General features: G+C 62.5%; 23 protein-coding genes. 11 read left to right on the forward strand and 12 right to left on the reverse strand.

Features of this window, described 5'->3' with window-relative positions:
- Position 1 precedes the first annotated feature (1 nt).
- From H292_RS0106385 to H292_RS0106415, 7 genes are read right to left on the reverse strand one after another with little or no spacing between them, the layout of a single operon-like run.
- Positions 2-475: a MaoC family dehydratase gene (locus tag H292_RS0106385; protein ID WP_019663150.1), complete on the reverse strand. Its 474-nt coding sequence runs from the start codon at positions 473-475 to the stop codon at positions 2-4.
- Complete coding sequence (locus tag H292_RS0106390) at positions 476-1,366, reverse strand: HpcH/HpaI aldolase/citrate lyase family protein (protein WP_019663149.1); 891 nt, start codon at positions 1,364-1,366, stop codon at positions 476-478. It abuts the gene before it with no gap.
- 13 nt (positions 1,367-1,379) lie between these two features.
- Positions 1,380-2,546 carry an acyl-CoA dehydrogenase family protein gene (locus H292_RS0106395; protein WP_019663148.1) on the reverse strand — a complete coding sequence of 389 codons (1,167 nt, stop codon included), beginning with the start codon at positions 2,544-2,546 and terminating at the stop codon, positions 1,380-1,382.
- A 14-nt stretch (positions 2,547-2,560) separates the two neighbouring features.
- Positions 2,561-4,204: an AMP-binding protein gene (locus H292_RS0106400; RefSeq protein WP_019663147.1), complete on the reverse strand. Its 1,644-nt coding sequence runs from the start codon at positions 4,202-4,204 to the stop codon at positions 2,561-2,563.
- Positions 4,201-5,226, reverse strand: coding sequence for an LLM class flavin-dependent oxidoreductase (locus H292_RS0106405; protein ID WP_019663146.1), 1,026 nt, complete (start codon positions 5,224-5,226; stop codon positions 4,201-4,203). Before H292_RS0106405 ends, H292_RS0106400 begins: the two co-directional genes overlap by 4 nt.
- 25 nt (positions 5,227-5,251) lie before the next feature.
- Positions 5,252-6,022, reverse strand: coding sequence for an SDR family NAD(P)-dependent oxidoreductase (locus H292_RS0106410; protein ID WP_019663145.1), 771 nt, complete (start codon positions 6,020-6,022; stop codon positions 5,252-5,254).
- A gap of 32 nt (positions 6,023-6,054) precedes the next feature.
- Positions 6,055-7,245 carry an acyl-CoA dehydrogenase family protein gene (locus tag H292_RS0106415; RefSeq protein WP_019663144.1) on the reverse strand — a complete coding sequence of 397 codons (1,191 nt, stop codon included), beginning with the start codon at positions 7,243-7,245 and terminating at the stop codon, positions 6,055-6,057.
- Between the two features lie 121 nt (positions 7,246-7,366).
- On the opposite strand from H292_RS0106415, the gene H292_RS0106420 reads away from it, so the two are divergent.
- The 11 genes from H292_RS0106420 (at position 7,367) to H292_RS28375 (ending at position 16,495) form a co-directional block, all read left to right on the forward strand.
- On the forward strand, positions 7,367-8,521 hold the full coding sequence (locus H292_RS0106420; protein WP_027498652.1) for a thiolase family protein: 1,155 nt from the start codon (positions 7,367-7,369) through the stop codon (positions 8,519-8,521).
- Positions 8,522-8,532: 11 nt separating this feature from the next.
- The gene (locus tag H292_RS0106425) at positions 8,533-9,297 is read left to right on the forward strand and encodes an SDR family NAD(P)-dependent oxidoreductase (RefSeq protein ID WP_019663142.1); all 765 of its coding nucleotides are present in this window, start codon (positions 8,533-8,535) and stop codon (positions 9,295-9,297) included.
- Positions 9,294-10,058, forward strand: a complete 765-nt coding sequence (locus tag H292_RS0106430; RefSeq protein WP_019663141.1) for a crotonase/enoyl-CoA hydratase family protein — start codon at positions 9,294-9,296, stop codon at positions 10,056-10,058. The genes H292_RS0106425 and H292_RS0106430 overlap by 4 nt, the downstream gene beginning before the upstream one ends.
- Position 10,059: 1 nt before the next feature.
- Entirely contained in the window at positions 10,060-10,797 is a 738-nt protein-coding gene (locus H292_RS0106435) for an SDR family NAD(P)-dependent oxidoreductase (protein WP_019663140.1), read from the forward strand.
- Between the two features lie 78 nt (positions 10,798-10,875).
- The gene (locus H292_RS0106440) at positions 10,876-11,427 is read left to right on the forward strand and encodes a TRAP transporter small permease (RefSeq protein WP_020110887.1); all 552 of its coding nucleotides are present in this window, start codon (positions 10,876-10,878) and stop codon (positions 11,425-11,427) included.
- Positions 11,428-11,459: 32 nt separating this feature from the next.
- Positions 11,460-12,905, forward strand: a complete 1,446-nt coding sequence (locus H292_RS0106445) for a TRAP transporter large permease (protein ID WP_020110888.1) — start codon at positions 11,460-11,462, stop codon at positions 12,903-12,905.
- A gap of 9 nt (positions 12,906-12,914) precedes the next feature.
- Positions 12,915-14,195, forward strand: coding sequence for a TRAP transporter substrate-binding protein DctP (dctP, locus tag H292_RS0106450; protein ID WP_230621060.1), 1,281 nt, complete (start codon positions 12,915-12,917; stop codon positions 14,193-14,195).
- Positions 14,192-14,656 carry an FAS1-like dehydratase domain-containing protein gene (locus H292_RS0106455; RefSeq protein ID WP_019663136.1) on the forward strand — a complete coding sequence of 155 codons (465 nt, stop codon included), beginning with the start codon at positions 14,192-14,194 and terminating at the stop codon, positions 14,654-14,656. The genes dctP and H292_RS0106455 overlap by 4 nt, the downstream gene beginning before the upstream one ends.
- On the forward strand, positions 14,653-15,042 hold the full coding sequence (locus tag H292_RS0106460; RefSeq protein ID WP_019663135.1) for a MaoC/PaaZ C-terminal domain-containing protein: 390 nt from the start codon (positions 14,653-14,655) through the stop codon (positions 15,040-15,042). The genes H292_RS0106455 and H292_RS0106460 overlap by 4 nt, the downstream gene beginning before the upstream one ends.
- Positions 15,039-16,334 carry a phenylacetate--CoA ligase family protein gene (locus tag H292_RS0106465; RefSeq protein ID WP_019663134.1) on the forward strand — a complete coding sequence of 432 codons (1,296 nt, stop codon included), beginning with the start codon at positions 15,039-15,041 and terminating at the stop codon, positions 16,332-16,334. Before H292_RS0106460 ends, H292_RS0106465 begins: the two co-directional genes overlap by 4 nt.
- Positions 16,331-16,495: a hypothetical protein gene (locus H292_RS28375; RefSeq protein WP_019663133.1), complete on the forward strand. Its 165-nt coding sequence runs from the start codon at positions 16,331-16,333 to the stop codon at positions 16,493-16,495. Before H292_RS0106465 ends, H292_RS28375 begins: the two co-directional genes overlap by 4 nt.
- Positions 16,496-16,503: 8 nt before the next feature.
- Here the strand turns inward: H292_RS28375 and H292_RS0106475 are convergent, their stop codons facing one another.
- From H292_RS0106475 to H292_RS0106495, 5 genes are read right to left on the reverse strand one after another with little or no spacing between them, the layout of a single operon-like run.
- Entirely contained in the window at positions 16,504-17,334 is an 831-nt protein-coding gene (locus H292_RS0106475) for a mycofactocin-coupled SDR family oxidoreductase (RefSeq protein WP_019663132.1), read from the reverse strand.
- Entirely contained in the window at positions 17,331-18,047 is a 717-nt protein-coding gene (locus H292_RS0106480) for an ABC transporter ATP-binding protein (protein WP_020110889.1), read from the reverse strand. The genes H292_RS0106475 and H292_RS0106480 overlap by 4 nt, the downstream gene beginning before the upstream one ends.
- Entirely contained in the window at positions 18,031-18,858 is an 828-nt protein-coding gene (locus tag H292_RS0106485) for an ABC transporter ATP-binding protein (RefSeq protein ID WP_019663130.1), read from the reverse strand. Before H292_RS0106485 ends, H292_RS0106480 begins: the two co-directional genes overlap by 17 nt.
- On the reverse strand, positions 18,855-19,787 hold the full coding sequence (locus tag H292_RS0106490; protein ID WP_019663129.1) for a branched-chain amino acid ABC transporter permease: 933 nt from the start codon (positions 19,785-19,787) through the stop codon (positions 18,855-18,857). Before H292_RS0106490 ends, H292_RS0106485 begins: the two co-directional genes overlap by 4 nt.
- Positions 19,784-20,674 carry a branched-chain amino acid ABC transporter permease gene (locus tag H292_RS0106495; protein ID WP_019663128.1) on the reverse strand — a complete coding sequence of 297 codons (891 nt, stop codon included), beginning with the start codon at positions 20,672-20,674 and terminating at the stop codon, positions 19,784-19,786. Before H292_RS0106495 ends, H292_RS0106490 begins: the two co-directional genes overlap by 4 nt.
- Between the last annotated feature and the right edge of the window lie 5 nt (positions 20,675-20,679).

The raw sequence follows: 20,679 nt of genomic DNA on the forward strand, positions 1-20,679 counted from the left end.
CTCACGCACCTTCTTTCTGTAGTTCTGCAGGCAGCTTGGCCATCAAGCCGACGCGCTCGAGTACGCAGACGATCTCGTCGCGCTGGTTGTAGCCGATGTGCTCGAACCACACGATGCCGGAGTCGTCGCGGCTCTTGGATTCGCGCTTGTTCTTGATGGTGGTCTCGGCACGCAGAGTGTCACCGTGAAACACCGGATTGGGAAAGGTGATCTTCTCGTAGCCGAGATTGCCGAGGGTGGTTCCCATGGTCAGTTCGGGTACGTGGAACGCACCGATCAACGCAACGGTGAAGAGACTGTTGAACAGTCGCTGACCGTGAATCGTGCCCTTGCAGAACTCCGCATCGAGGTGTAGCGGCTGAATGTTCATCGTCAGCGAGGTGAACATGACGTTGTCCATCTCGGTCACAGTGCGGGTCATCGCATGCTTGTAGTGCTTACCGACCTCGAACTCTTCGAAATACAAGCCTCGCATTTACTTCTCGCCTCTCTTGGTGATCGCTTCGGCGCGCTCCAGCCACTGAACTGCTTTGTCGTAGTGCGCCTTGTCGATGTGCAGACCTCGGTACCGCAGTGCACCGGTCCCCTGCACCTCTGCCTTTTCGTATGCTTCGGCCAACCCTCGGTAGAACTCGATGTCCTGCTCGGACGGGCTGAACACATCGTTGACGGTCTCGACGTGCGACGGGTGGATCGCGATCATGCCGCGGAATCCGAGCTGACGACCTTTGACCGCGAATTCCCGAAGACCATCGAGATTTTCAAGGTCCTCCCACAATCCGGTCAGCGCGTGGATCTTCGCTTCTCGGCACGCGAGGAGAACCCGGCTACGCAGATAGAGGGTTTCGAGCCCCTCGGGCGTCCATTCGTATCCCACCTCGCGGGCGATATCGGCGTGCTCGGCCGACGGGCCGATCATCGCGCCCACGCGCGGCGATGCCGTCGCTACCTCGAGGGAGTTGTGGATCGCCTTCACGGTCTCGACCGGCACGATGTACTCGAGGCCGTCGACACCGTTGCGTGCCTCGAAGTGGTCGAGCAACGTGTCGTACTGCAGCACGTCGACGGCCTTTTCGATCTTCGGCGCGAACACTCCGGTCAGCCCGGGGACGACGACGGCTTCCAGATCGGCGCCGGTGAGCCGAGTCGCGAGCGGGTTCACTCGAACGAACAGTCCCACATCGGGATTGGTCTCGCGCACTCGTGCGATGGATTCTGCGACGGTGCCGCGCGCAGCCTCTTTCTCCGCCAGGGGCACCGAGTCCTCCAGGTCGAGTACGACGCAGTCGGCGCCGGACGCGACGGCCTTGTCCACCCACCGCGGCCGGTGACCGGGAACGAACAGGATCGAACGATACGGCTGCATGTCAGAAGTCCTCTCAGTAGCTGCGCGGCAAACCGAGAACGTGCTCGGCGGTGTAGTTGAGGACCATTTCCTGGCTGATCGGCGCGATCCGCATCAGACGGGATTCGCGGAAGTACCGTTCCACGTGGAACTCCTTGCCGAACCCGAATCCGCCGTGCACCTGAAGCGCTGCGTCGGCGGCGAAGAAGCCTGCCTCGGCGCACAAGTACTTGGCGGCGTTTGCTTCTCGGCCGCACGGCAGACCGGCGTCGACCATCCACGCGGCCTTGTCGACCACAGCGGTCGCAGCGTCGAGTCGGATGCGCGCTTCGGCGAGTTGGAATGCGATGCCCTGGTTCTTTCCGATGGGCCGGCCGAACACTTCGCGTTCCTTCGCGTACTGGGTGCCGCGGCGCAGCGCCGCCTCACCGATGCCGAGGGCGGCATTGGCCGAGATCACGCGCTCGGCATTCAGACCGCCCAGGATGGTGCGGAACCCATGACCGACCTCGCCGACGACATCCTCGTCCGCGACGAACAGCTCGTCGATGAACAGTTCGTTGGTGTCGACGGCGTTGCGTCCCATCTTCGGAATCGGGCGGATCTGTACTTTGCTGCGGTCCATGTCGGCGAACAGCAACGTCATTCCCGCGGTGCGCTTCTCACCGTCGATACGCGGACTCGTTCGGCACAGCAGCAGCATCTTCTCCGCTTCCTGCGCCTTCGTGATCCAGACCTTCTTGCCCGACACTTCGAATCCACCGTCGACCTTTTTCGCGAAGGTCTTGATGTTGGTGGTGTCGGTGCCTGCATCGGGCTCGGTGACGGCGAACGAGGTGTGCAGCTCGCCGGTGACGACGCGAGGAAGGTACTTCTTCTTCATCGCCTCGCTACCGTGGTGGATGATCGGCTCGAATCCGAAGATGCCGATGTGCACGGCGCTGCAACCGCCCATACCTGCTCCGGATGCCGAGATCTCACGTTCGACGATCGCGGCCTCGGTGACACCGAGTCCCCCGCCGCCGTATTCCTCGGGGACCGTCAGGCCGAGCCAACCGCCCTCGGCCACAGCGTTGTAGAAGTCCCACGGAAATTCGTGGCTGTCGTCGTGCTCCATCCAGTAGTCGTCGGGGAACGCCTTGCAGAGCGTCTTGACCGCGGCGCGGATGTCGTCGTGCGTGGGGTCGGAAGAGTAGTCCATGTGTATCTCCTGCGCTATGCGACCGGCACCGCAGTGCGATCGAACGTGTCGGCGGTGACGCCCTCGTCGCGCAGTACTGCCTTGCGGACCTTCTCGGACGGTGTCTTGGGAAGTGCGTCCAGGAAACGGACGTAGCGAGGTGTGGCGAAGGCCGGGATTCGTCCTTTGCACCAATCGAGAATCTCGGCAGGATCGGCCTTTTCGCTGACGACCACGGCAGCGAGCACCTCGTCCTCGCCGGCCTCGACGTCGGCGGGTACCCCGATGACAGCGCATTCGACGACCGCCGGGTGTGCCAGTACGGCCTGTTCGACCTCGTAGGAGCTGATGTTCTCCCCGCGCCTACGCAGCGCGTCCTTGTAGCGGTCGACGAAGTAGAACCAGCCGTCCTCGTCCTTCCGCAGTGCGTCACCGGTGTGGAACCAGAGATTGCGCCACGCTTCGAGGGTCTTCTCCGGCATGCCGTAGTAGCCCATGCTGCAGGTCCACGGCTGGACCGGGCGTACGACGAGCTCTCCGACCTCGCCGACGGGTACTTCGCGGTCGGTCTCGGGGTCGACAAGCCTGATGTCGAACCAGTCCGACGCCACCTTGCCTGCCGCGCCGGGCGGGATCTTCTCGCCGTACGGAGTGAGGATCGGCGCGCACGTCTCGGTGAGACCGAATGCGTTGACGAAAGCCTCTATGCCGTAACGATCTTTGAACTGCTCGACGACGGTGTCCGCGATCGGGGCTGCGTACACGGCGCGCAACCGGTTGTCGCGATCGTTCTCCCGTGGCGCCTGTTTCCACGCGAAGTCCATCATGACGCCGACGAAATTGGTGACGGTGACACCGGAGTCACGGACCATGTCGATCCATCGACTTGCACTGAACTTGGGGTGCACCACGGCACTGGCGCCCGCCACGAGCGCTGGATAGACGGCCATGAACTGGGCGTTGCCGTGGAATAGCGGCGTCGTCGTCATGTAGCGATCCGAGGGAGTGAGCCGCGTGAGCGAGACGACTTCCTGCGCGAAGAAGTACAGCTGCGAGTGCGGCATCGCGACACCCTTGGACGGCCCCGTGGTGCCCGAGGTGAAGAAGATCGCCCCGAGGTCCTGCGCCCGCGGCGCAGGAACGGTGACGGGCGTACCTTTCTCCAGCTCGTCCCAGGCTTCGGCCTGCCAACCGTGCTCGCGCAGCAGGGCGATCGCCTTGTCCGCGGTTCCGGTGTCGATGACCCAGAACTCCTCGATGCCGCGGCTGTGCTCGGCGATGGCGACGAAGCGCTCGGCGAACGTGTCGTCGATGACGGCCCAGCGGGCTCCGACCGTGACGATCTGGTGGCGGAGGAATTCGCCTTCGTAGTTGGTGTTGATCGGCACTTCGACGGTTCCGCCGACGGCGGCAGCGAACCAACTACGCACCAGCCGGGAGGAATTCATCGCCATGATGACGACGCGGTCACCCTGCTGCGCGCCTGCGGCATGCCATGAGCCGGCGATACGTTCTGCGGAGCCGAGAATCTCGGAGTAGGTGAACTCCAGCTTCTCCTCGGGCGTCACCAGGAAGGTGGCGTCGGGCGTGGCTGCGGCGTGGGTCCGCAGAACGTTGCTGAGCGTCCACCCCTCGGGGTCTGTGAAATTGGGGTGCAGATCGGTGTATGTCTGGCTCACTTGAAATCCCGGAACGGTTCGAGGGCCAGCATCGACGGAACGACATCCTTGCCCAGGCGCTCGATCGCGGCGATGGTCTCGTCGCCGTCCATCGTCGGCCACTGGGGGCGCAGAAGCAGTGGATCGACCGGGAGGGTGGTCACGAGGTCGGTGAGCTTGCCGACGACGTCGTCCGGAGTTCCGACGATGACGTGGTCGGACACCGACTCGGCGAACTGGTTCGCCAGGTCGCGGCCCGCCATGACGTCGAGACCCTTGGCGGCGTAGGTGAGATACCGGCCCTGAGCGACACGGGCGTACTCGACCATCGCCTCTTCCTTGCTGTCCGCTACGAGGACGTTGCGGCGAAGCGGCTGAAGGCCGAATTCCTTGCCGCGTGCCTCGAACAGATCTTTCACGACGCGGTAGCGCTCCTCGACCTCGTGCTTCGGGGTCTCGGGCGGCACGGCGTAGGCGTCGCCGTACTTTCCTGCTCGGCGCACACCGCCCATGGCGTGAGCGCCGATCCAGATCGGAACGTGCGGCTGCTGGACCGGATGCAAGTGCGGCTTGACACCGTCGAGCTGGAAGTACTTGCCCTCGAAGGTGACCTCGTCCTGGGTCCACAGCTGCTTCATCACTTGGAGGGATTCGTCGAACCGCCCGGCTCGCTCCTTGTACGGAACCTGAAGGTAGTCGAATTCCTCGGGGCGGTAGCCCAATCCGGCACCGAAGATCAACCTGCCCTCGGTGACGACGTCGAGAGTCGCGATCTCCTCGGCGAGCATGACCGGGTGATACAGCGGTGCGATCATGATCTGCGTGACGAGCTTGGTCGTCGGCGCGACGTGCGCGGCAAGGCGAGCGAGCAGCGGCACCGGCTGGAGCCAGCGAAGATCGCCGTAGAGGAAGTGCTGACCGATGGCGATGTAGTTGAAACCGTTGTCCTCCGCGGTCTCGACGATGCGGAGGATGTCCTTGAACTGCTGCGCCGGCGTCACCGACTTCGGCACGTCGCTGAGCAGTAAGCCGACCTGAACCATGAGAGTCCCTTCTGATCTGGCGCGCTTATTGCGCGGTGAGGCCGCCGTCGACGGGGATGGTGACGCCGGTGATGTAGCTGGCGTCGTCGCTGTTGAGGAATGCGATGACCGACGCGATCTCCTCGGGCTCGGCGCCGCGGCCGAGTGGGATAGTCGCGACGAAGTCAGCGGTGAGAGCAGAGACGTCGGATCCTGGCTCGCGTCCGAAGAACTGAGCGAGCATCGGCGTCTTGACCTGCCCGGGGCAGATGACGTTGACGCGGATTCCATCCTTGGCGCCGTTGAGTGCGAGAGCGCGACCGAACGGTACGAGCGCACCCTTCGTCATCGAATAGATGGGACTGAACGGCGAACCGATGAGCGCCGACGTCGACGAGGTCAGCGTCACCGAGCCCTTGCCGCCCGCCTTCTTGAGTAGTTCGAACCCGAGCGTCGTGGAGTAGTAGGCGCTCTTGACGTTGACGTCGATGTTCTTGTCCCACGTCGCATCGTCGACCTCGAGCCCACCCGGACCCGGCATGCCGACCTGGGCGTGCAGCGCATGAAGTACACCCTTCTCGGCGTCGATCTTGGCAAAGAGCGACTTCAGGTCGTCGTTGTTCGTCGCGTCGACCGTCACGGCCGTCGCCCGACCGCCCTCGGCCTCGATCTCCGCGGCAACCTTGCGCGCGGCTTCCTCACTGAGGTCGGTGACGTAGACGAACGCGCCTTCCGAGGCGAGACGATGGCTGATGGCACGGCCCATGCCGGATCCTCCGCCGATGACGGCGGCGATGCGGCCTTCATATCGCTGCATTTCTTGTACTCCTTCTCAAGTTACTTCGTTATTCAAGCGCGTTGGTCGAACGAACGTCCCAGTAATTCGGAAACTATTCGGGTTCTCTGCATGGTCGGCGTCCCGCCGGCGAGCGCCCAGCCGTGCGCGTCACGGTGCATGCGCTCGATGCCGAACTCCTCGGTGTAACCGTTGCCGCCGTGAAGCTGCATCGCCAGGTCGGTGACCTTCTTGGCCATCTCGTTAGCGGTGCACTTGGCAAGGGAGACGTGCAGCGAGTTGGGGAGCTGTTCCCCGTCGATCACCGATGCAGCTGCGCGCTGCAGCAGCAGCCTGGCGGCATCGACCTGAAGCGCCATGTCCGCGATCGTCATCTGTACGGCCTGGAACTCGATCAACGGCTTGCCGAACTGCGTTCGCTCCTGGACGTAGCGGATCGACTGGTCGAGCGCCGCCTGACCAAGCGCAAGGCTCATCGTCGAATTGCCGAGTCGCTCGATCGAGAACGCGGTGAAGAGCGTGCGGAAGCCACCGGGTTCGACGACGATGTTCTCCTTCGGAACGGCGACATCGTCGAAGTAGATGTCGGCCGACGGGATCCCGCGGAAGCCCATGAGCTTTTCGCGTGCGCCGTAGCTGACACCCTCGCGATTGGCTTCGACGAGAACAGCGCCGATCCCCTTCGCGCCCTGGGCATCGCTCATGCGCGAATAGACGAGGTAGACGTCGGCCTCGGAGCCATTGGAGATCCAGCGCTTGTTTCCGCTGACTCGAACCGTGTCGCCGTCTACCGTTGCTTTGGTGGTCAGATCCGTGGCAGCAGAGCCCGCGTCGGGTTCGGAGATCGCCACGGCCATCGTCAGGTCGCCGGCGATGATTCCAGGCAGGAACCGCTCTCGCTGCTCCTCGGTTCCGATCCGGGCGATCACCTGGGCTGGGCCGGTGTTCGCCTCGAAGATCTGGAATGCGGCGGGCCTGCAGTGGTAGGCGAACTCCTCGATGACGTTGAGCGCCTGTTGAAGCGGCGCACCTCCTCCGCCGAAACGCTCGGGAAGGGCGATCCCGAGGAAGCCGAGCGATCCGAGGAATTTGCGTTCTTCGAGCGGGAACGCAGTTCTCTCCGCATCCCACTGCGCAGCCTTGGGGGCGTACCGCTCAGAGGCGACCTTGGCGGCCACCTCTTTGATGGCGCGCTCGTCGTCGGTGAGTGTGCTGGCAGACATGGCCACCTCTTTCATGCTCATGATTATACTAATCCGGTGTGACCTACGGTACAAGATCTCACTCGTCGGCCACTAGGTTCATGCTAAACATAATCATGAATAGTTCGCGAGCTTTCCAGAAACCTGCTTCAGGAGGGTTTTCATGACACGAGCAGTCATCGTCGACGCCGTACGTTCGCCCATGGGCAAGGGCAAAATCGGAGGTGGACTGTCACACCTTCACCCCGCCGACCTTCTCGGTCAGGTATTGAGGCAGTTGGCGGACAGATCCTCGCTCGACGCGGGCTTGCTGGACGACGTCATCATCGGCTGCGTCGGCGGCAACGGTGAGCAGTCTGGAACGCCAGGCCGTCAGGCTGTGCTGTCCGCGGGTTTCCCGGCCCACGTGCCGTCGGTGACGGTCGAACGCAAATGCGGCTCCGGCCAGCAGGCACTGGATTTCGCCGTCCACGGCGTCGTGGCCGGTGCGTACGAGATCGCGATCGCAGGCGGGGTCGAATCGATGAGCCGGGTCCCCATGGGCAGTGCACGCGGCGACGCCGATCCGTTCGGCGAGGGTGTTCGAGAGCGGTTCCCAGTGCTGGTGCCGCAGGGAGTCGCCGCGGAACTCGTCGCACAGAAGTGGGGAATCTCCAGGTCGGAACTCGACGAATACTCCGCTCGCTCCCACGCACGAGCCTCGGAGGCGGACTTTGCCGGCGAGATCGTGCCGGTCGGTGGCCTCGTCGCCGACGAAACCATCCGAACGGGCACAACGGCCGAGAAGCTCGGCGGACTGAAAGCCGTGTTCGGCACCGACGAGCGTCGAGCGCAGTTCCCTGACCTCGACTGGACCGTCACCGCCGGGAACGCGTCGCAGATCACCGATGGTGCGGCGGCCCTGTTGGTGATGAGCGAGGAGCGGGCCTCGCAGTTGGGTCTGCGGCCCCGGGCCAGAATCGTCGCCTCCGCGGTGATCGGCGACGATCCTCTACTGATGCTCACCGGCCCGATCCCGGCGACCGAAAAGGTGTTGAAAATGGCGGGTTTGACGCTGGCCGACATCTCCGCTTTCGAGGTCAACGAAGCATTTGCCTCGGTACCGCTGGCATGGGCGAAGGAACTCGGCGTCGATCAGGACGTGCTGAATCCCGTCGGTGGCGCCATTGCACTAGGGCATCCATTGGGTGCGTCGGGCGCCCGCATCATGACCACGTTGATCAATCACCTCGAACGTACCGGTGGCCGTTACGGATTGCAGACCATGTGTGAAGCAGGCGGAATGGCCAACGCAACCATCATCGAGATACTGAAGTAAGGAGTCGGTTCATGGATCTCACCAATTCTTCCGCGGTCGTCACGGGCGGGGCGTCCGGCCTCGGACTCGCGACGGTCAAGCGGTTCGTCGCCGCAGGCGTCAACACTGTCATCGTCGATCTGCCGCAGTCCGCCGGCAAGGACGTGGCGCAGGAGCTCGGCGACTTCGTGCAGTTCGGTCCCGCCGACGTCGCCGATCCCGACGCCGTCGATGCGGCGTTGGATCTCGCCGAAGCGCGGGCTCCCATTCGGTCCGTTGTGCACTGCGCGGGTCGCGGCGGAACCGTCCGCGTCGTCGAAAAGGACGGCACACCGGGCTCTCTGGAGCTCTATACCTCGCTGATCCAGACGAACCTGATCGGCAGCTTCAATGTTCTCCGGCTCGCGGCCGCTCGCATGGTCCGCAACGAACCGGTCGACGGTGAGCGTGGCGTCGTCATCATGACGGCATCCGTCGCAGCGTGGGAAGGTCAGATCGGCCAGATTCCGTATGCGTCGGCCAAAGCGGGTGTTGTAGGTATGACCTTGGTTGCAGCTCGCGATCTGTCGCGAAAGCTGATTCGCGTCAACAGCATTGCTCCTGGAATCTTCGACACACCGATTCTGTCCCGATTCTCGCAGGAAATTCGCGACGGCTTGGCCGCCCAGATTCCACACCCGGCCCGGTTGGGTGACGCCGACGAATACGCCAAGCTTGCATTGCACATCGTCGACAACGCCATGATCAACGGTGAGGTCATTCGGCTCGACGGCGCGATCCGGATGCAGCCACGATGAGTGCTCTGGTCAGGGTCGAGCAGATCGAGGGTGTACAGGTCGTCACGATCACCCGTCCCGAGGTCCGCAACGCGATCAACACTGCCACTGCGCAGGCCATCGCCGACGCCATGGACGAACTGGATGCCCGCGACGACCTCGTCGCGGGTGTCATTGCCGGCGAGGGCAAAAGTTTTTGCACCGGAATGGATTTGAAGGCCTTCCTTGCCGGTGAGAAGCCGTCGATTCCGGGGCGGGGATTCGCGGGCGTCGCCGAGACTCCCCCGGCGAAACCGCTGATCGCCGCTGTCGAGGGCCACGCCATCGCGGGCGGATTCGAGATTGTGCTTGCCTGTGATCTGGTGGTGGCGTCCGAGACGGCAGTGTTCGGACTCCCCGAAGTCAAGCGCGGGTTGCTCGCCGGTGGTGGCGGATTGCTCCGGCTGCCCGACCGGGTCCCGCGCGCGTTGGCCGTCGAGTGGTGCCTCACCGGTGACTTCATCAGTGCGCAGGAAGCCAAGGACGCCGGCCTGATCAACCGGCTCACCCCAGCGGGAGAGGCGCTGGAGGTCGCGTTGGAGCTGGCGAAGAAGATCGCGAAGAACGGCCCGATGGCCGTGCGGGCGACCAAAGAGATCATCACCAAGGCCCGCGACTGGTCCAACGACGAGCAATTCGCGGAGATGTGGAAGATCTACGAGCCGGTCAGAAGCTCGGAAGACGCCCGCGAGGGGGCGTCGGCGTTCAAGGAGAAACGGACTCCGGTCTGGAAGGGGCGCTGAGGTGGTTGCGATCGTCACCGGCGCCGGAAGCGGGATAGGCAGAGCTGTATGTCTCGAACTCGCGCAGGCAGGTACGCAGGTACTCGCCGTCGACATCGATCTCGCCGGCGCCGAAGAGACCAGTCGGATGTCGGCCGGCACCGTCGTCGCGCACCGAGCTGACGTCTCGAATCCCGCTGAGGTCGAGGACTACGTAGCCGCTGCGGTCGACACACTCGGCATTCCGGATCAGTTCTTCAACAATGCCGGGATAGCAGGAGTCAACCGAGCGATCGTGGACATGTCTCCGGCCGAGTGGTCGACCACGATGTCGGTCAACCTGAACAGCATGTTCTACGGACTGAAGTATGTTCTTCCACACATGATCACGACGGGCAAGGGGCAGATCGTCAACACAGGATCCATCGCGAGCCTGCAAGGAGCAGCCAAGCGCGCGGATTACGTTGCCGCGAAACACGCAATTCTCGGGCTGACGAGAACTGCTGCGGCCGAGGTACGCGAGCACGGGATAGCTGTGAACTGTATCTGTCCTGGTTCGACCGACACACCCATCATCGGTAAGTTCAGGGCACTTCTCGCTCGCGACGGTCAAGCGATCCCGGCCCAGGGTGTCGGTGGTCGCGGTATGGCCAGTGCCGAAGAAGTCGCGCGCACAGCAGTTTTCCTTCTCCGAGAAGATGTCCCGTTCCTCACAGGGTCGGCCATCTCCGTCGATGGTGGCGCATCGGGCCAGTACTGAATGTCCGATTCTATTGCTTCGCATCATTCGTATAGATAGAGTTGTTTGCATCACACTCTTTCGAGCGGAGCACCTGTTTTGACGAATCCTGTAGGCAATCGCCTGTTCACGCTGGTCGAGATACCTGCGGTCGTAGGGCTCCTCGCCATGATGGTGCATACCGTCGCAAACGCGTTCTCTCGCACTGTGTTCGGGGAGCCCGTAACCGGCACCCTCGAACGAGTCCAGTACTGGTACATGCCCTTGGTCGTCCTACTGGGCTTCGTGATCGCGATGCATCGCGGCGAACACGTGTGGGCCGATATGTTCTACACACGGTTCCCTGCGGCCGCCAAGCGGTACGTTGCCGCAGGCTCGAGCATCGTGTGCGCAGCGGTCTGCCTGGTTACCGTCGCCTACTCGTTCGATCATGCGCAACACAATCGCGACATCGAGCTGACGGCCGGACTGACCGATATCGCAGCGTGGCCACTGACGTACCTCGTCCCGATCACGTTCGCACTCTTCGCCGTACAGTACGTACGTCTCGGATGGAAACAATTACACGACGAAGACATCGACGATTCCGGATCCTCTTTTGCTGTCTCTCCCGAATCCGACCACGCGGCCGACACAGAGAAGGCACGATGACCGCCGTAGCCACGCGCGAACCCTCCAAACCAATGCCCGGTCGAGTTCGAGCAGGCCGATTCCCGAGCGGAAGCATCACCCTTGCAGTATTCGTCGCGGCAGCCGTCGGGTCCACCGTCGGTACGTTCCTCGGCGGATCGAAGGAGACCATCGGCGTCCTGTCGATCGTCCTGCTACTGAGCCTGATCTTCCTGCGGATGCACATCGGTTTCGCGCTTTTGGTGTCCGCGCTGATGGGAATGTGGGCACTGCGCGACTTCGGTGTCGTCACCAGCACCGTCAGCAAATTGCCGTATCACAATGTTGCACAATGGACGTTGAGTGTCGTTCCGATGTTCGTATTCATGGGTCTGCTGCTGTGGCGATCCGGAGTGACCGAGAAGCTCTACGATGTCGCACGGACTTGGCTGGGGTGGATGCCCGGCGGCCTGGCAGTCGGCACCAACCTCGCGGGAGCTGGGCTCGCCTCGGTCAGCGGTTCGACAGTCGGGACTACCTATGCGTTGGCACGTATCGGCATCCCCGAGATGCTCCGAGCGGGTTACGACAAGCGTCTGGCCATCGGATCCGTCATGGCCGCCGGACTGCCCGGCCAGCTCATACCACCCTCGATCACTCTTGTCGTGTTCGCCGGGATCGCGGAAGTCCCTGTTGGAGAGCAACTCTTGGCCGGAGTCGGCCCCGGTGTGGCAGTGGCGGTCTTGTTCAGCATCGCGCTGATGATCGCGGCATCGATTGTCAAACCGAAGACACCGGAGAAGGTGGACGTCGCTCCGGAATCCACGGGTGCCAAGTGGCGTGCACTCGTTTCGGTGTGGCCGGTTCCGGTCCTCGTGCTGGTGGTCGTGGTTGGCATGTTCTCCGGCGTTTTCACCGCTACCGAGGCCGGCGGCGCTGCGGCGATGGTTGCGCTGTTCGTCGCACTGTTCGCACGTCGCCGCGACCGCCCATTTGCCGCAGTCAGCGAGGCTGCTGTGAGTGCCGTAGCAAGCACCGGATCGATCTTCCTGATGCTTCTCGGCGCAACCGCATTGTCCAGAATGCTTCCCTTGACCGGATTGACGACCGGGTTCACCGATTGGACAACCAACCTTGGCTTGACGGCGTGGCAGTTCCTCGCGTTGATGACCGTGGTCTACCTCGTGATGGGGATGTTCCTCGACGCCCTCGCGATGATGCTCCTGACGGTACCACTGCTCATCCCTACGCTCGCTTACCTCGACATCTCGCTGCTGTGGTTCGGTGTCTTCGTCGTCTTCATGGGCGAGCTCGCCGTCATCACTCCGCCCGTCGGCATCCTGTCCTACATCATTCACGGCGTAGCGCAGGACCCAGAAGTGAACCTCGGCAACAAGATCAGTCTGCGCGACGTATTCGCCAGCGTTGCATGGGTGATGCCGATCGCGCTCGTCTTCGTCGTCCTGCTGATCGCGTTCCCGCAAGTCGCAACGTTTCTTCCAAGCCAGATGGGTGGATAAAGGTTGAACGTGTTCGGTTTCCCCAAAGCACTGTCCTGCATGGTCATTGCCGCGACCGTGGTCGTGGCGACCTCCTGCACCACAACGACCGAATCGAACAGTGGTGGACCCGGCATCGAGTACGGCGCCACCCTGGACCAGTACCGGGCCGCCTTCGACGATGTCGAACCTGTTCACCTGTACGCACAGACCCCCGGACCTCAGGGCTCGTTCGTCAGCGACAAGATGGAGATCTACTACGACGCGGTCACCGAGTGGTCGGGCGGGAAGGTGACCTTCGATATCTTCTACGCCAACGCCATCGCAGGTGCCAGTGAGATCGACGACGCACTGGGCGACGGACGAACGGACATCGACGGCTTCGCTGTCGCCAACCAACCAGCCGAGTATCCGGCGGTCAACACGTTGATCAACGCGTCCTTCCTCGGCGATATGTCTCCTATCGCAGGCATTCTGCAATCGCACGCGTGGTTGCTCGAGTCTGCGTACGCAACAGAAGAAGTCGCGCAGGAATTCGCGGACAACGACATGCATCTGTTGATGCCGTCGTACAACGGGGGCGGCATGGCGCTACTGTGCGCCGAGGAGGCGCAGACCCTCGACCAACTACGAGGACGTCAGATTTCCGCTGCAGGCCGGACTCAAGGCGCACAGATCAGCGGGTTGGGCGCCATACCGGTGAGTGCGTCGTATTCGGAGCTGTACGAAAGCCTGCAACGCGGCGTGGTCGACTGCACCGCGACCTCGGTGCAGAACGCAGTGCTGGGCGGGTACCTCGGTCTGACACCGGAAGTGATCATCGATCCGTCCGCTGGCTTCGCTTTGACCTTCGGGTCCGTAGCGCTCAACCAGAACCGTTGGGACAGCATGCCGCTGCTCGTTCAGCAATTGCTGTTCGATCGACTCGACGTCTTCCTCGAAACCAATATCCGCACCTCGTGGGACGCGATGGTGCAGGGAGTGCACGACATCCAGGACGCAGGCGGAACAATCACCGAATTCGCACCGGATGCACGAGAGCGACTACAGAGCGTCAACAACCAACAACTCGAACTGCTGAAACAGTCCCCAGCGCTGGAAGACGCAGCCACCTCGATGACCGAATGGGCCGCAACCGCCTCGCGGTGGAGCACCCTCGTCCGAGATCTCGGTTACGACGAGACGATGACCTACCCGGAGTTCGCCGACTTCTACGACACCGACGCCATCGATCTCGGGCCCTACGTCGACGCCGTGTTCGACGAGGTTCTACTCGACCACCGCCCGACCTCGCCGGACACGGAAGCATGAACAATCCTGTTGCCATCACCGTCGGCGCGGAGCCGGTGACTCGCGAGGCGATCCGACGGTTCGTCGAGGCGCACGAGATGGCCGACCCACGCTTCGTCGACCCAGTCGACCCCATCGCTCCATGGGCAATGCTGTCCTCGTTCTCCATGCCTGCGTACTGGACGCCAGGAGACCCGTCATTGAGCGACGGCGCCCTCCCTCCGTTGCCCTGGGATGCGTGCGGCGTGCCCGCTGCCGAATCCGTCACCAACAGGATGGAATTCGAGTACTTTCACCCACTGCGGCCCGGAGACGTGATCACTACCGAATACCGGGTCACTGGCGTGACGCCGAAACGAACAAGTGTGGGCGACGGCAGCTTCGTGGATTTCGAGCTGACCTTCCTACGCCAGGATGGCACTGTTATCGCACGCGAGCGGTGCAGCGTCTATCGGTACTTCCCGTTCGAGTCCCGACGATGAACGCACCTCTACCGGAGATCCGGCTGCCTCTGACGTTCCAACGGCTCGTGATGTCTGCCGCTGCCAGTCGAGATTTCGCTCCGGCACACATCGACCACGAGGCTGCACGGGCCGGCGGTGCGCCTGGCGCCTACGCAGACGTCATGTTTGTGCTCGCGATGTTCGAACGGTGCGTCGGCGAGTGGGCTGGTACGCGCGCCTCGCTCGAATCGTTGCGGGCCATCGCCCTGCACGATTTCGTGCTTACCGGCCAGGATGCCGTCGTACGCGGCGTCATCACCGACGAGTCCGATACATCGGTAACCGTCGACCTGATTCTGCTGCAGGACAACGACCGCCGAGCTGCCACTGCAACGGCAATCATGGTCCGGGATGGTATGAGATGACTACCGCGAATGCGCTGACCGAATCGATGAGCGGCCTCACGGCGACCCGCTTCCGCGACACTGCACTGGTCCGTGCGGTCCGGCTCGCCCGGGACGAGTCCCCCTTCCACCGATGGTTCTACGGAGACCATGCCGTCGATGTCGATTCCGTAGTCGACCAGCGGTCCTTCGCCCTTCACATCCCGGTTGCCCGCAAGGCCGACTATCTCCGCTACCAGAAACTGCATCCTGGCACTGTGCGGGACGACGTTCGCCAATTACACCTGACCAGCGGGACCAGCGGGGTGGGCAGGGAGGTACATCCTCGAACGGCACACGACCTCGCCGCTCTGGGTACCGGCGGCGCCTATCAGTACTTCTGGGCCGGTCTTGCCGCAGGCGAGAAGATCATGCTCACCATTCCGTACTCGCAGACCATGGCCGGGCCGTACTTCCAGGCATCCGCTCTCGCTGCCGGTCTCGTTCCGACCAACGCATTCACGGGATCAACGGCCGAGCGCATCGACATGCTGCAACGTTTCGGCTGCGCCGGCATGTCCATCACGCCCTCCTACCTACACCGCATGACAGCCGAGGCCAAGCGTCTCGGGATCGAGCCGAAGCGCTCTGGTTCTGCGCTACGAGCAATCTTTCTCTCCGGTGAGCCTTACGGGATCGAGTGGGCGGAGTCGATGCAGGAGTTCTGGAGCGCCACAGTCCACGAAGGGTGGGGTGCAACTCAGACCCTCGGAGTGGTGATGGCGACCAAAACCGGTGCGATCGAGGAACACGGACGCGGCGTCCTCCACGGCATCGGACACCGTTGTCTCATCGAGGTGCTCAATCCAGACGGGGTCGCCGTAGCTCCTGGTGAGCGCGGCGAGATAGTGGTCACGACCCTTCGGACCCGCGGGTTGCCGAGCATACGGTTCGGGATGGGCGACAGCATCCGGTTGCTGCGCGACGGCTTCTTTCCGGAGTTCGAGGCGGGATCGATCGGTCGCATCGACGACATGATCAAGATCAGGGGTATGAATATCTGGCCGAGCGCTGTGGATGCGGCGGTGCTCCGTGTGCCCGTACTCGACTACAGAGCGATTGTTCACACTGCCGATAACGGCAGCGAGTCCGTCGACTTGCAGCTGGAGATCGACGCGGCTGCCGACGTCGACCCGAACCTGATGGCGGATATCGCGGAGACGATCAAGCGCACTGTCGGAATCTCGATGTCGATCTCTGTGCTACCCACCGGGACACTGGACGAACAGCACTTCAAGTCCCGACGCTGGACCGACCGAAGGGCAGTGCGATGACCGACTCGATCGAGCAAGAATTGGGCCGTGCCCGGGCTCATCTCGACGCCGTAACGCAGTTGGTGGCCGAACTTCCAGAATCACCGTTGCTTATCCAGTTCTGCGAACGAATCGACGCGCTGGTCGACGAGTTCACTTGGGAACTGGGCGCACAACCCTGACTCTGCCACTATTTGATGAGGACTCCCGCATCGACGGGGATGGAAATACCGGTTACGTAGCGTGATTCGTCGCCCGCCAGGAAGAGCACCGCGTTGCTGACATCGTCCGGCTCGACATACGGAATGTCGAGTACGTGCATGTCGTGCAGGAGCGGAACCACCTGTTCCCGAGTGGGTGCTTCCTCGTCGGGAAGGAACAGCCTGTAGATCGCGTCGTTCAACAGCATCCGAGTCTCGACGTTGGTCGGGTTCACCGTGTTGACACGGATGTTCTGCGGGCCGAGCTCGTTCGCGAGGCTCTTCATCAACCCGAGGACACCGTGCTTGGCTGCGGTGTAATGGGCGTTGTACGGCAGACCTTTCGTTCCCGCGACGGAGCTGATGAGCACCATCGAACCGCCCTCGCCGCCTTTCAGGATGTGCGGAGTGGCGACCGTCGTCGTGTTCCACACGCCGGTCAGGTTGGTGTCGATCATGTTGTGCCAATTCTCGGCGGACAACTCGTGCGTCACACCGCTACCCGCAATTCCCGCATTGGCTACCACTACGTCGAGTCGGCCGAGTTCGCCTACTGCGGAATCGACGGCTGCACGTAGCGCCTCGAGGTCGCGGACATTCGTCTTCGACGCCACGATCCGACGGTCGAGCTTCTCGACCGCCCGCACCGTCTCCGCCAGGTCGTCCTCCGTCGCAAGGTCGTATCCGACGGTGTCGACGTCCTCGCATGCGTCCACTGCGATGATGTCGGCGCCTTCGGCGGCGAAACGCAGTGCGTGGTTACGACCTTGTCCGCGGGCAGCACCGGTGATGAGGACTACTTTGCCGCTGAACCTGCTCATGCGCCCAAAGCCGCTTCACCCAGGAACGCCAGCACCACCGAGGAGTGCGAGCGGGCTTCCTCGGCACCACCGGAGTACACGGAGTCGCCACGATTGACCACGACGACATCGTCGGCAACCCTGAGCCCCGCTTCGGCGTTCTGCTCGACCATCAGCACACCGAGCCCGCGGTCGGCGATCTCGCGGACACTTGCCATGACGGTGTCGACCACGGCGGGCGCAAGACCCATCGACGGCTCGTCCATCATGATGTACTTCGGATCGGACATCAGTCCACGTCCGAAGGCAAGCATCTGCTGCTCACCACCGCTCAACAGTCCTGCAGGCCCGTCCTTTCGCTCACGAAGAATCGGAAACAGTTCATACGCGAGTTCGGTGTTCTTCTCGCGCTTCTCCCTGGTCGAGGTGTATCCACCGATACGCAGGTTCTCCGCCACGGACAACGACGCGAAGACTTGACGACCCTCCGGTACGAGTGAGATCCCGCGTCGCACCACTTTGTGGGCCTTGAGTCCGACGAGGGAAACATCATCGAGAACGATGGTGCCCGACATCGGTTCCACCAAGCCGGCGATGGTTCGCAGCGTCGTACTCTTACCTGCTCCGTTCGCCCCGAGAACCAGCGTAATTCGGCCGGGTTCGACCGTCAGGCCGATGTTCGTGACCGCGCTGACCTTGCCGTACTGGACGTGGAGATCACTGACTACGAGCATCCTGCGCTCCTCGCTTCCCGAGATATGCTTCCTGGACACTTGGTTCGCGCACGACGTCCTGCGGCTTCCCTTGCGCGATCAGTACGCCGAAATTCATTGCGATCAGCGTGTCGCAGGTATCGACCATCATCTGCACGTCGTGTTCGACGAGAAGTTGCGTCAGGCCTTCTTCGCGCAACTTCTTCAACAGCTCCGATACATCCTCGCGTTCGGTCTTGTTCATGCCCGCTGTCGGCTCATCGAGCAGAAGAAGTGTGGGCGACATGGCAATTGCGCGGGCGATCTCCACCCGGCGCTGCAACCCATAGGACAGCTCCCCTGGCCTGATGTCCTCCAAGCCCGAGAGCCCAGTCCGCTCCAGCGCCTCCGCGACCGCATCTTTCGAGCGCTTCAGCAAGGCCTTGCGCCCGAGCAACAACTCGCGAAGGCCACCTTCCTCGGAGCCGAGGTCCGCCCCCAGAGCGACGTTCTCGCGAACGGTCAGGTCCGGCAGTAGTCGTACCGTCTGAAATGTGCGGGCAATGCCGAGCTTGGCGACCTTCTGCGAAGACACCTTCGCAAACGGTTCGCCTTCGAACGTCAAGGCACCGCGTGTCAGGGGCGTCAATCGAGTGATCGCCGCCAACAGGGTGCTCTTGCCGGATCCGTTCGGTCCGAGGATGCCGAATATCTTTCCTCGGGTGATGTCGAAGGAAATACCGTCGACAGCCTTGATGCCGCCGTAGTGGACTGCGACGTCGTCTATTCCGAGCACCACCTCGGTTGTGGCGTGGCGAGCGACAGTCTCTCGTGACACTGCGTCGGTAGTCACGGTTTATCCCCTATCTCGGCTAGAGCGAGTTCCTCGACCGTGTCGTCGGGTTCCTTCTTACGAGCAACCCCTGCGAGTCTTTTGGCCTTGGACTTCCGAACCAGATCAAGGGCGGTTCCGTAGATCCCGCCCGGTACGTAGACGGCAGCGATCGCGACGATGATGCCGTAGACGATGGCCTGGTACTGCCCGACGATCTCGAGGTAGTACGGCAGCCATGTGAAGATGATCGCGCCGAGGACGATGCCGAGCCACGAGCGCCCGCCGCCGACGATGATGATCGTCAACCCGAGAACCACCAAGGGGAATCCGATGCTCTCCGGCGCCACGGTCGTGCGCAGTAATACGTTGATCGCGCCACCAAGTGCGCCGATCAATCCACTGATCACGAAGGAGCTGATTCGATAGCGAGAAACGTTGACACCCATGGATGCGGCCAATTCCGGATCTTCACGGACCGCGTCGATTCTACGACCGAGACGACCTCGTTCGCTCAGCGCCAGAAGCGCGACGACGAGCACCGTGATCGCGATGATGTGCCCGATGGTCAACTGGGGGAACGCCAGTGCGCCGAACAGTCCGACCGACGCGCCGGTGAGCGAGCCACCGTTGTGCGCGACGACCGTGATGATCAGATCGAAGGAGACCGTGGCCATCGCCAGGTAGAGACCGTTGAGACGCTGAACCAGCAATGCCAGCAGAAACCCGATCACTCCGCAGACGATCATGATGGCAGCAATCGCGGCGAACGAGCTGAACCCGTACCGGATCACGAAGATCGCGGCGCCGTAGGAACCGAGACCGTAGAACCCGGCGCCTGCGAACGAGAACACGCCCATGCGAAGCTGGACCTGGATGCTCAGAGCCAGAAGAAGAACGGTGAACGTGCTCTGGAACAGAACGATATGCGTGAAATAGAACTGACTCATACCCTTCGCACCTCCTTGCGGCCGAAGAGACCCTGCGGGCGAAGCAGCAGGACGAGGAAGATCATGCCGAAGCACACGGCGTCGACCCAGCCACCACCGGTGAATCGCAACACCAGAGTCTCCGACAACGCCAGAATGTAGGCGCCGGCAGCGACACCGGCCGTGCTCCCGACGCCACCGAGGATGATGACCGCAAATGCCTTGATCAGCAGTGTCTCACCGCTTTCCGGAGTGATGGCGCCGAGATTGAACGTGAGCAAGGCGCCCGCGAGACCGGCAAGACCACCGGCAAAGGCCATTGTGGACAGGGAGAGCTTTCGACGGTCGACTCCCATCAACGCTGCCGTTTCGGCATCGACACCGATGGCACGGAGCGCAAGTCCTGCCATGGACTTGCGCAGCCATATCGCCATCCCGACCGTGAGAATCACGGCGGACAGCACGATGATCAAACCGGTGTTCGAGATGCGAAGACCGAAGAGCGAGAACACCTTCACTGCATACGAACTGTTGGAGAATCCGAACGGTTCGGACTTGGTGACGTACTGGGCGATCGCGAGCGGGATGGCAGCAACGCCGATGCCGCCGATCAGAATTTGCAGCTCTGCGATCCGATGAGTCTTTGCCCTCCGCAGAATCGGTTGGAAAGCAAGCACTTCGATGGCTGTGGACAACAACGCACCCACGAACACCGACACCGCAATGACGCCGATCATCGGCAGCTGTTGGTCCTTGACCACCAGGTATCCGACGAACCCCGCGAACATGAAGATCGCGCCGTGCGCGAAGTTGAGGATGCCGACGGTGCCCCACACGAGGGACATGCCGAGACAGAACAGTACGTAGATCGATCCGAGTATCGCCGCATCGATGAGTGTCTGGCCCATGGTTT

Source organism: Rhodococcus sp. 114MFTsu3.1, from assembly GCF_000383555.1.
Taxonomy (GTDB): Bacteria; Actinomycetota; Actinomycetes; order Mycobacteriales; family Mycobacteriaceae; genus Rhodococcoides; species Rhodococcoides fascians_E.

Bases quoted from the DNA above. Each gene is read 5' to 3' on its own strand.
- H292_RS0106405 (WP_019663146.1), bottom strand. From the start codon at position 5,226: ATGGTTCAGGTCGGCTTACTGCTCAGCGACGTGCCGAAGTCGGTGACG.
- H292_RS0106480 (WP_020110889.1), bottom strand. From the start codon at position 18,047: ATGCTCGTAGTCAGTGATCTCCACGTCCAGTACGGCAAGGTCAGCGCG.
- H292_RS0106460 (WP_019663135.1), top strand. From the start codon at position 14,653: ATGAACGCACCTCTACCGGAGATCCGGCTGCCTCTGACGTTCCAACGG.
- H292_RS0106465 (WP_019663134.1), top strand. From the start codon at position 15,039: ATGACTACCGCGAATGCGCTGACCGAATCGATGAGCGGCCTCACGGCG.
- H292_RS0106410 (WP_019663145.1), bottom strand. From the start codon at position 6,022: ATGCAGCGATATGAAGGCCGCATCGCCGCCGTCATCGGCGGAGGATCC.
- H292_RS0106490 (WP_019663129.1), bottom strand. From the start codon at position 19,787: ATGAGTCAGTTCTATTTCACGCATATCGTTCTGTTCCAGAGCACGTTC.
- H292_RS0106390 (WP_019663149.1), bottom strand. From the start codon at position 1,366: ATGCAGCCGTATCGTTCGATCCTGTTCGTTCCCGGTCACCGGCCGCGG.
- H292_RS0106445 (WP_020110888.1), top strand. From the start codon at position 11,460: ATGCCCGGTCGAGTTCGAGCAGGCCGATTCCCGAGCGGAAGCATCACC.
- H292_RS0106385 (WP_019663150.1), bottom strand. From the start codon at position 475: ATGCGAGGCTTGTATTTCGAAGAGTTCGAGGTCGGTAAGCACTACAAG.
- H292_RS0106395 (WP_019663148.1), bottom strand. From the start codon at position 2,546: ATGGACTACTCTTCCGACCCCACGCACGACGACATCCGCGCCGCGGTC.
- H292_RS0106495 (WP_019663128.1), bottom strand. From the start codon at position 20,674: ATGGGCCAGACACTCATCGATGCGGCGATACTCGGATCGATCTACGTA.
- H292_RS28375 (WP_019663133.1), top strand. From the start codon at position 16,331: ATGACCGACTCGATCGAGCAAGAATTGGGCCGTGCCCGGGCTCATCTC.
- H292_RS0106420 (WP_027498652.1), top strand. From the start codon at position 7,367: ATGACACGAGCAGTCATCGTCGACGCCGTACGTTCGCCCATGGGCAAG.
- H292_RS0106425 (WP_019663142.1), top strand. From the start codon at position 8,533: ATGGATCTCACCAATTCTTCCGCGGTCGTCACGGGCGGGGCGTCCGGC.
- H292_RS0106455 (WP_019663136.1), top strand. From the start codon at position 14,192: ATGAACAATCCTGTTGCCATCACCGTCGGCGCGGAGCCGGTGACTCGC.
- H292_RS0106430 (WP_019663141.1), top strand. From the start codon at position 9,294: ATGAGTGCTCTGGTCAGGGTCGAGCAGATCGAGGGTGTACAGGTCGTC.
- H292_RS0106415 (WP_019663144.1), bottom strand. From the start codon at position 7,245: ATGAGCATGAAAGAGGTGGCCATGTCTGCCAGCACACTCACCGACGAC.
- H292_RS0106475 (WP_019663132.1), bottom strand. From the start codon at position 17,334: ATGAGCAGGTTCAGCGGCAAAGTAGTCCTCATCACCGGTGCTGCCCGC.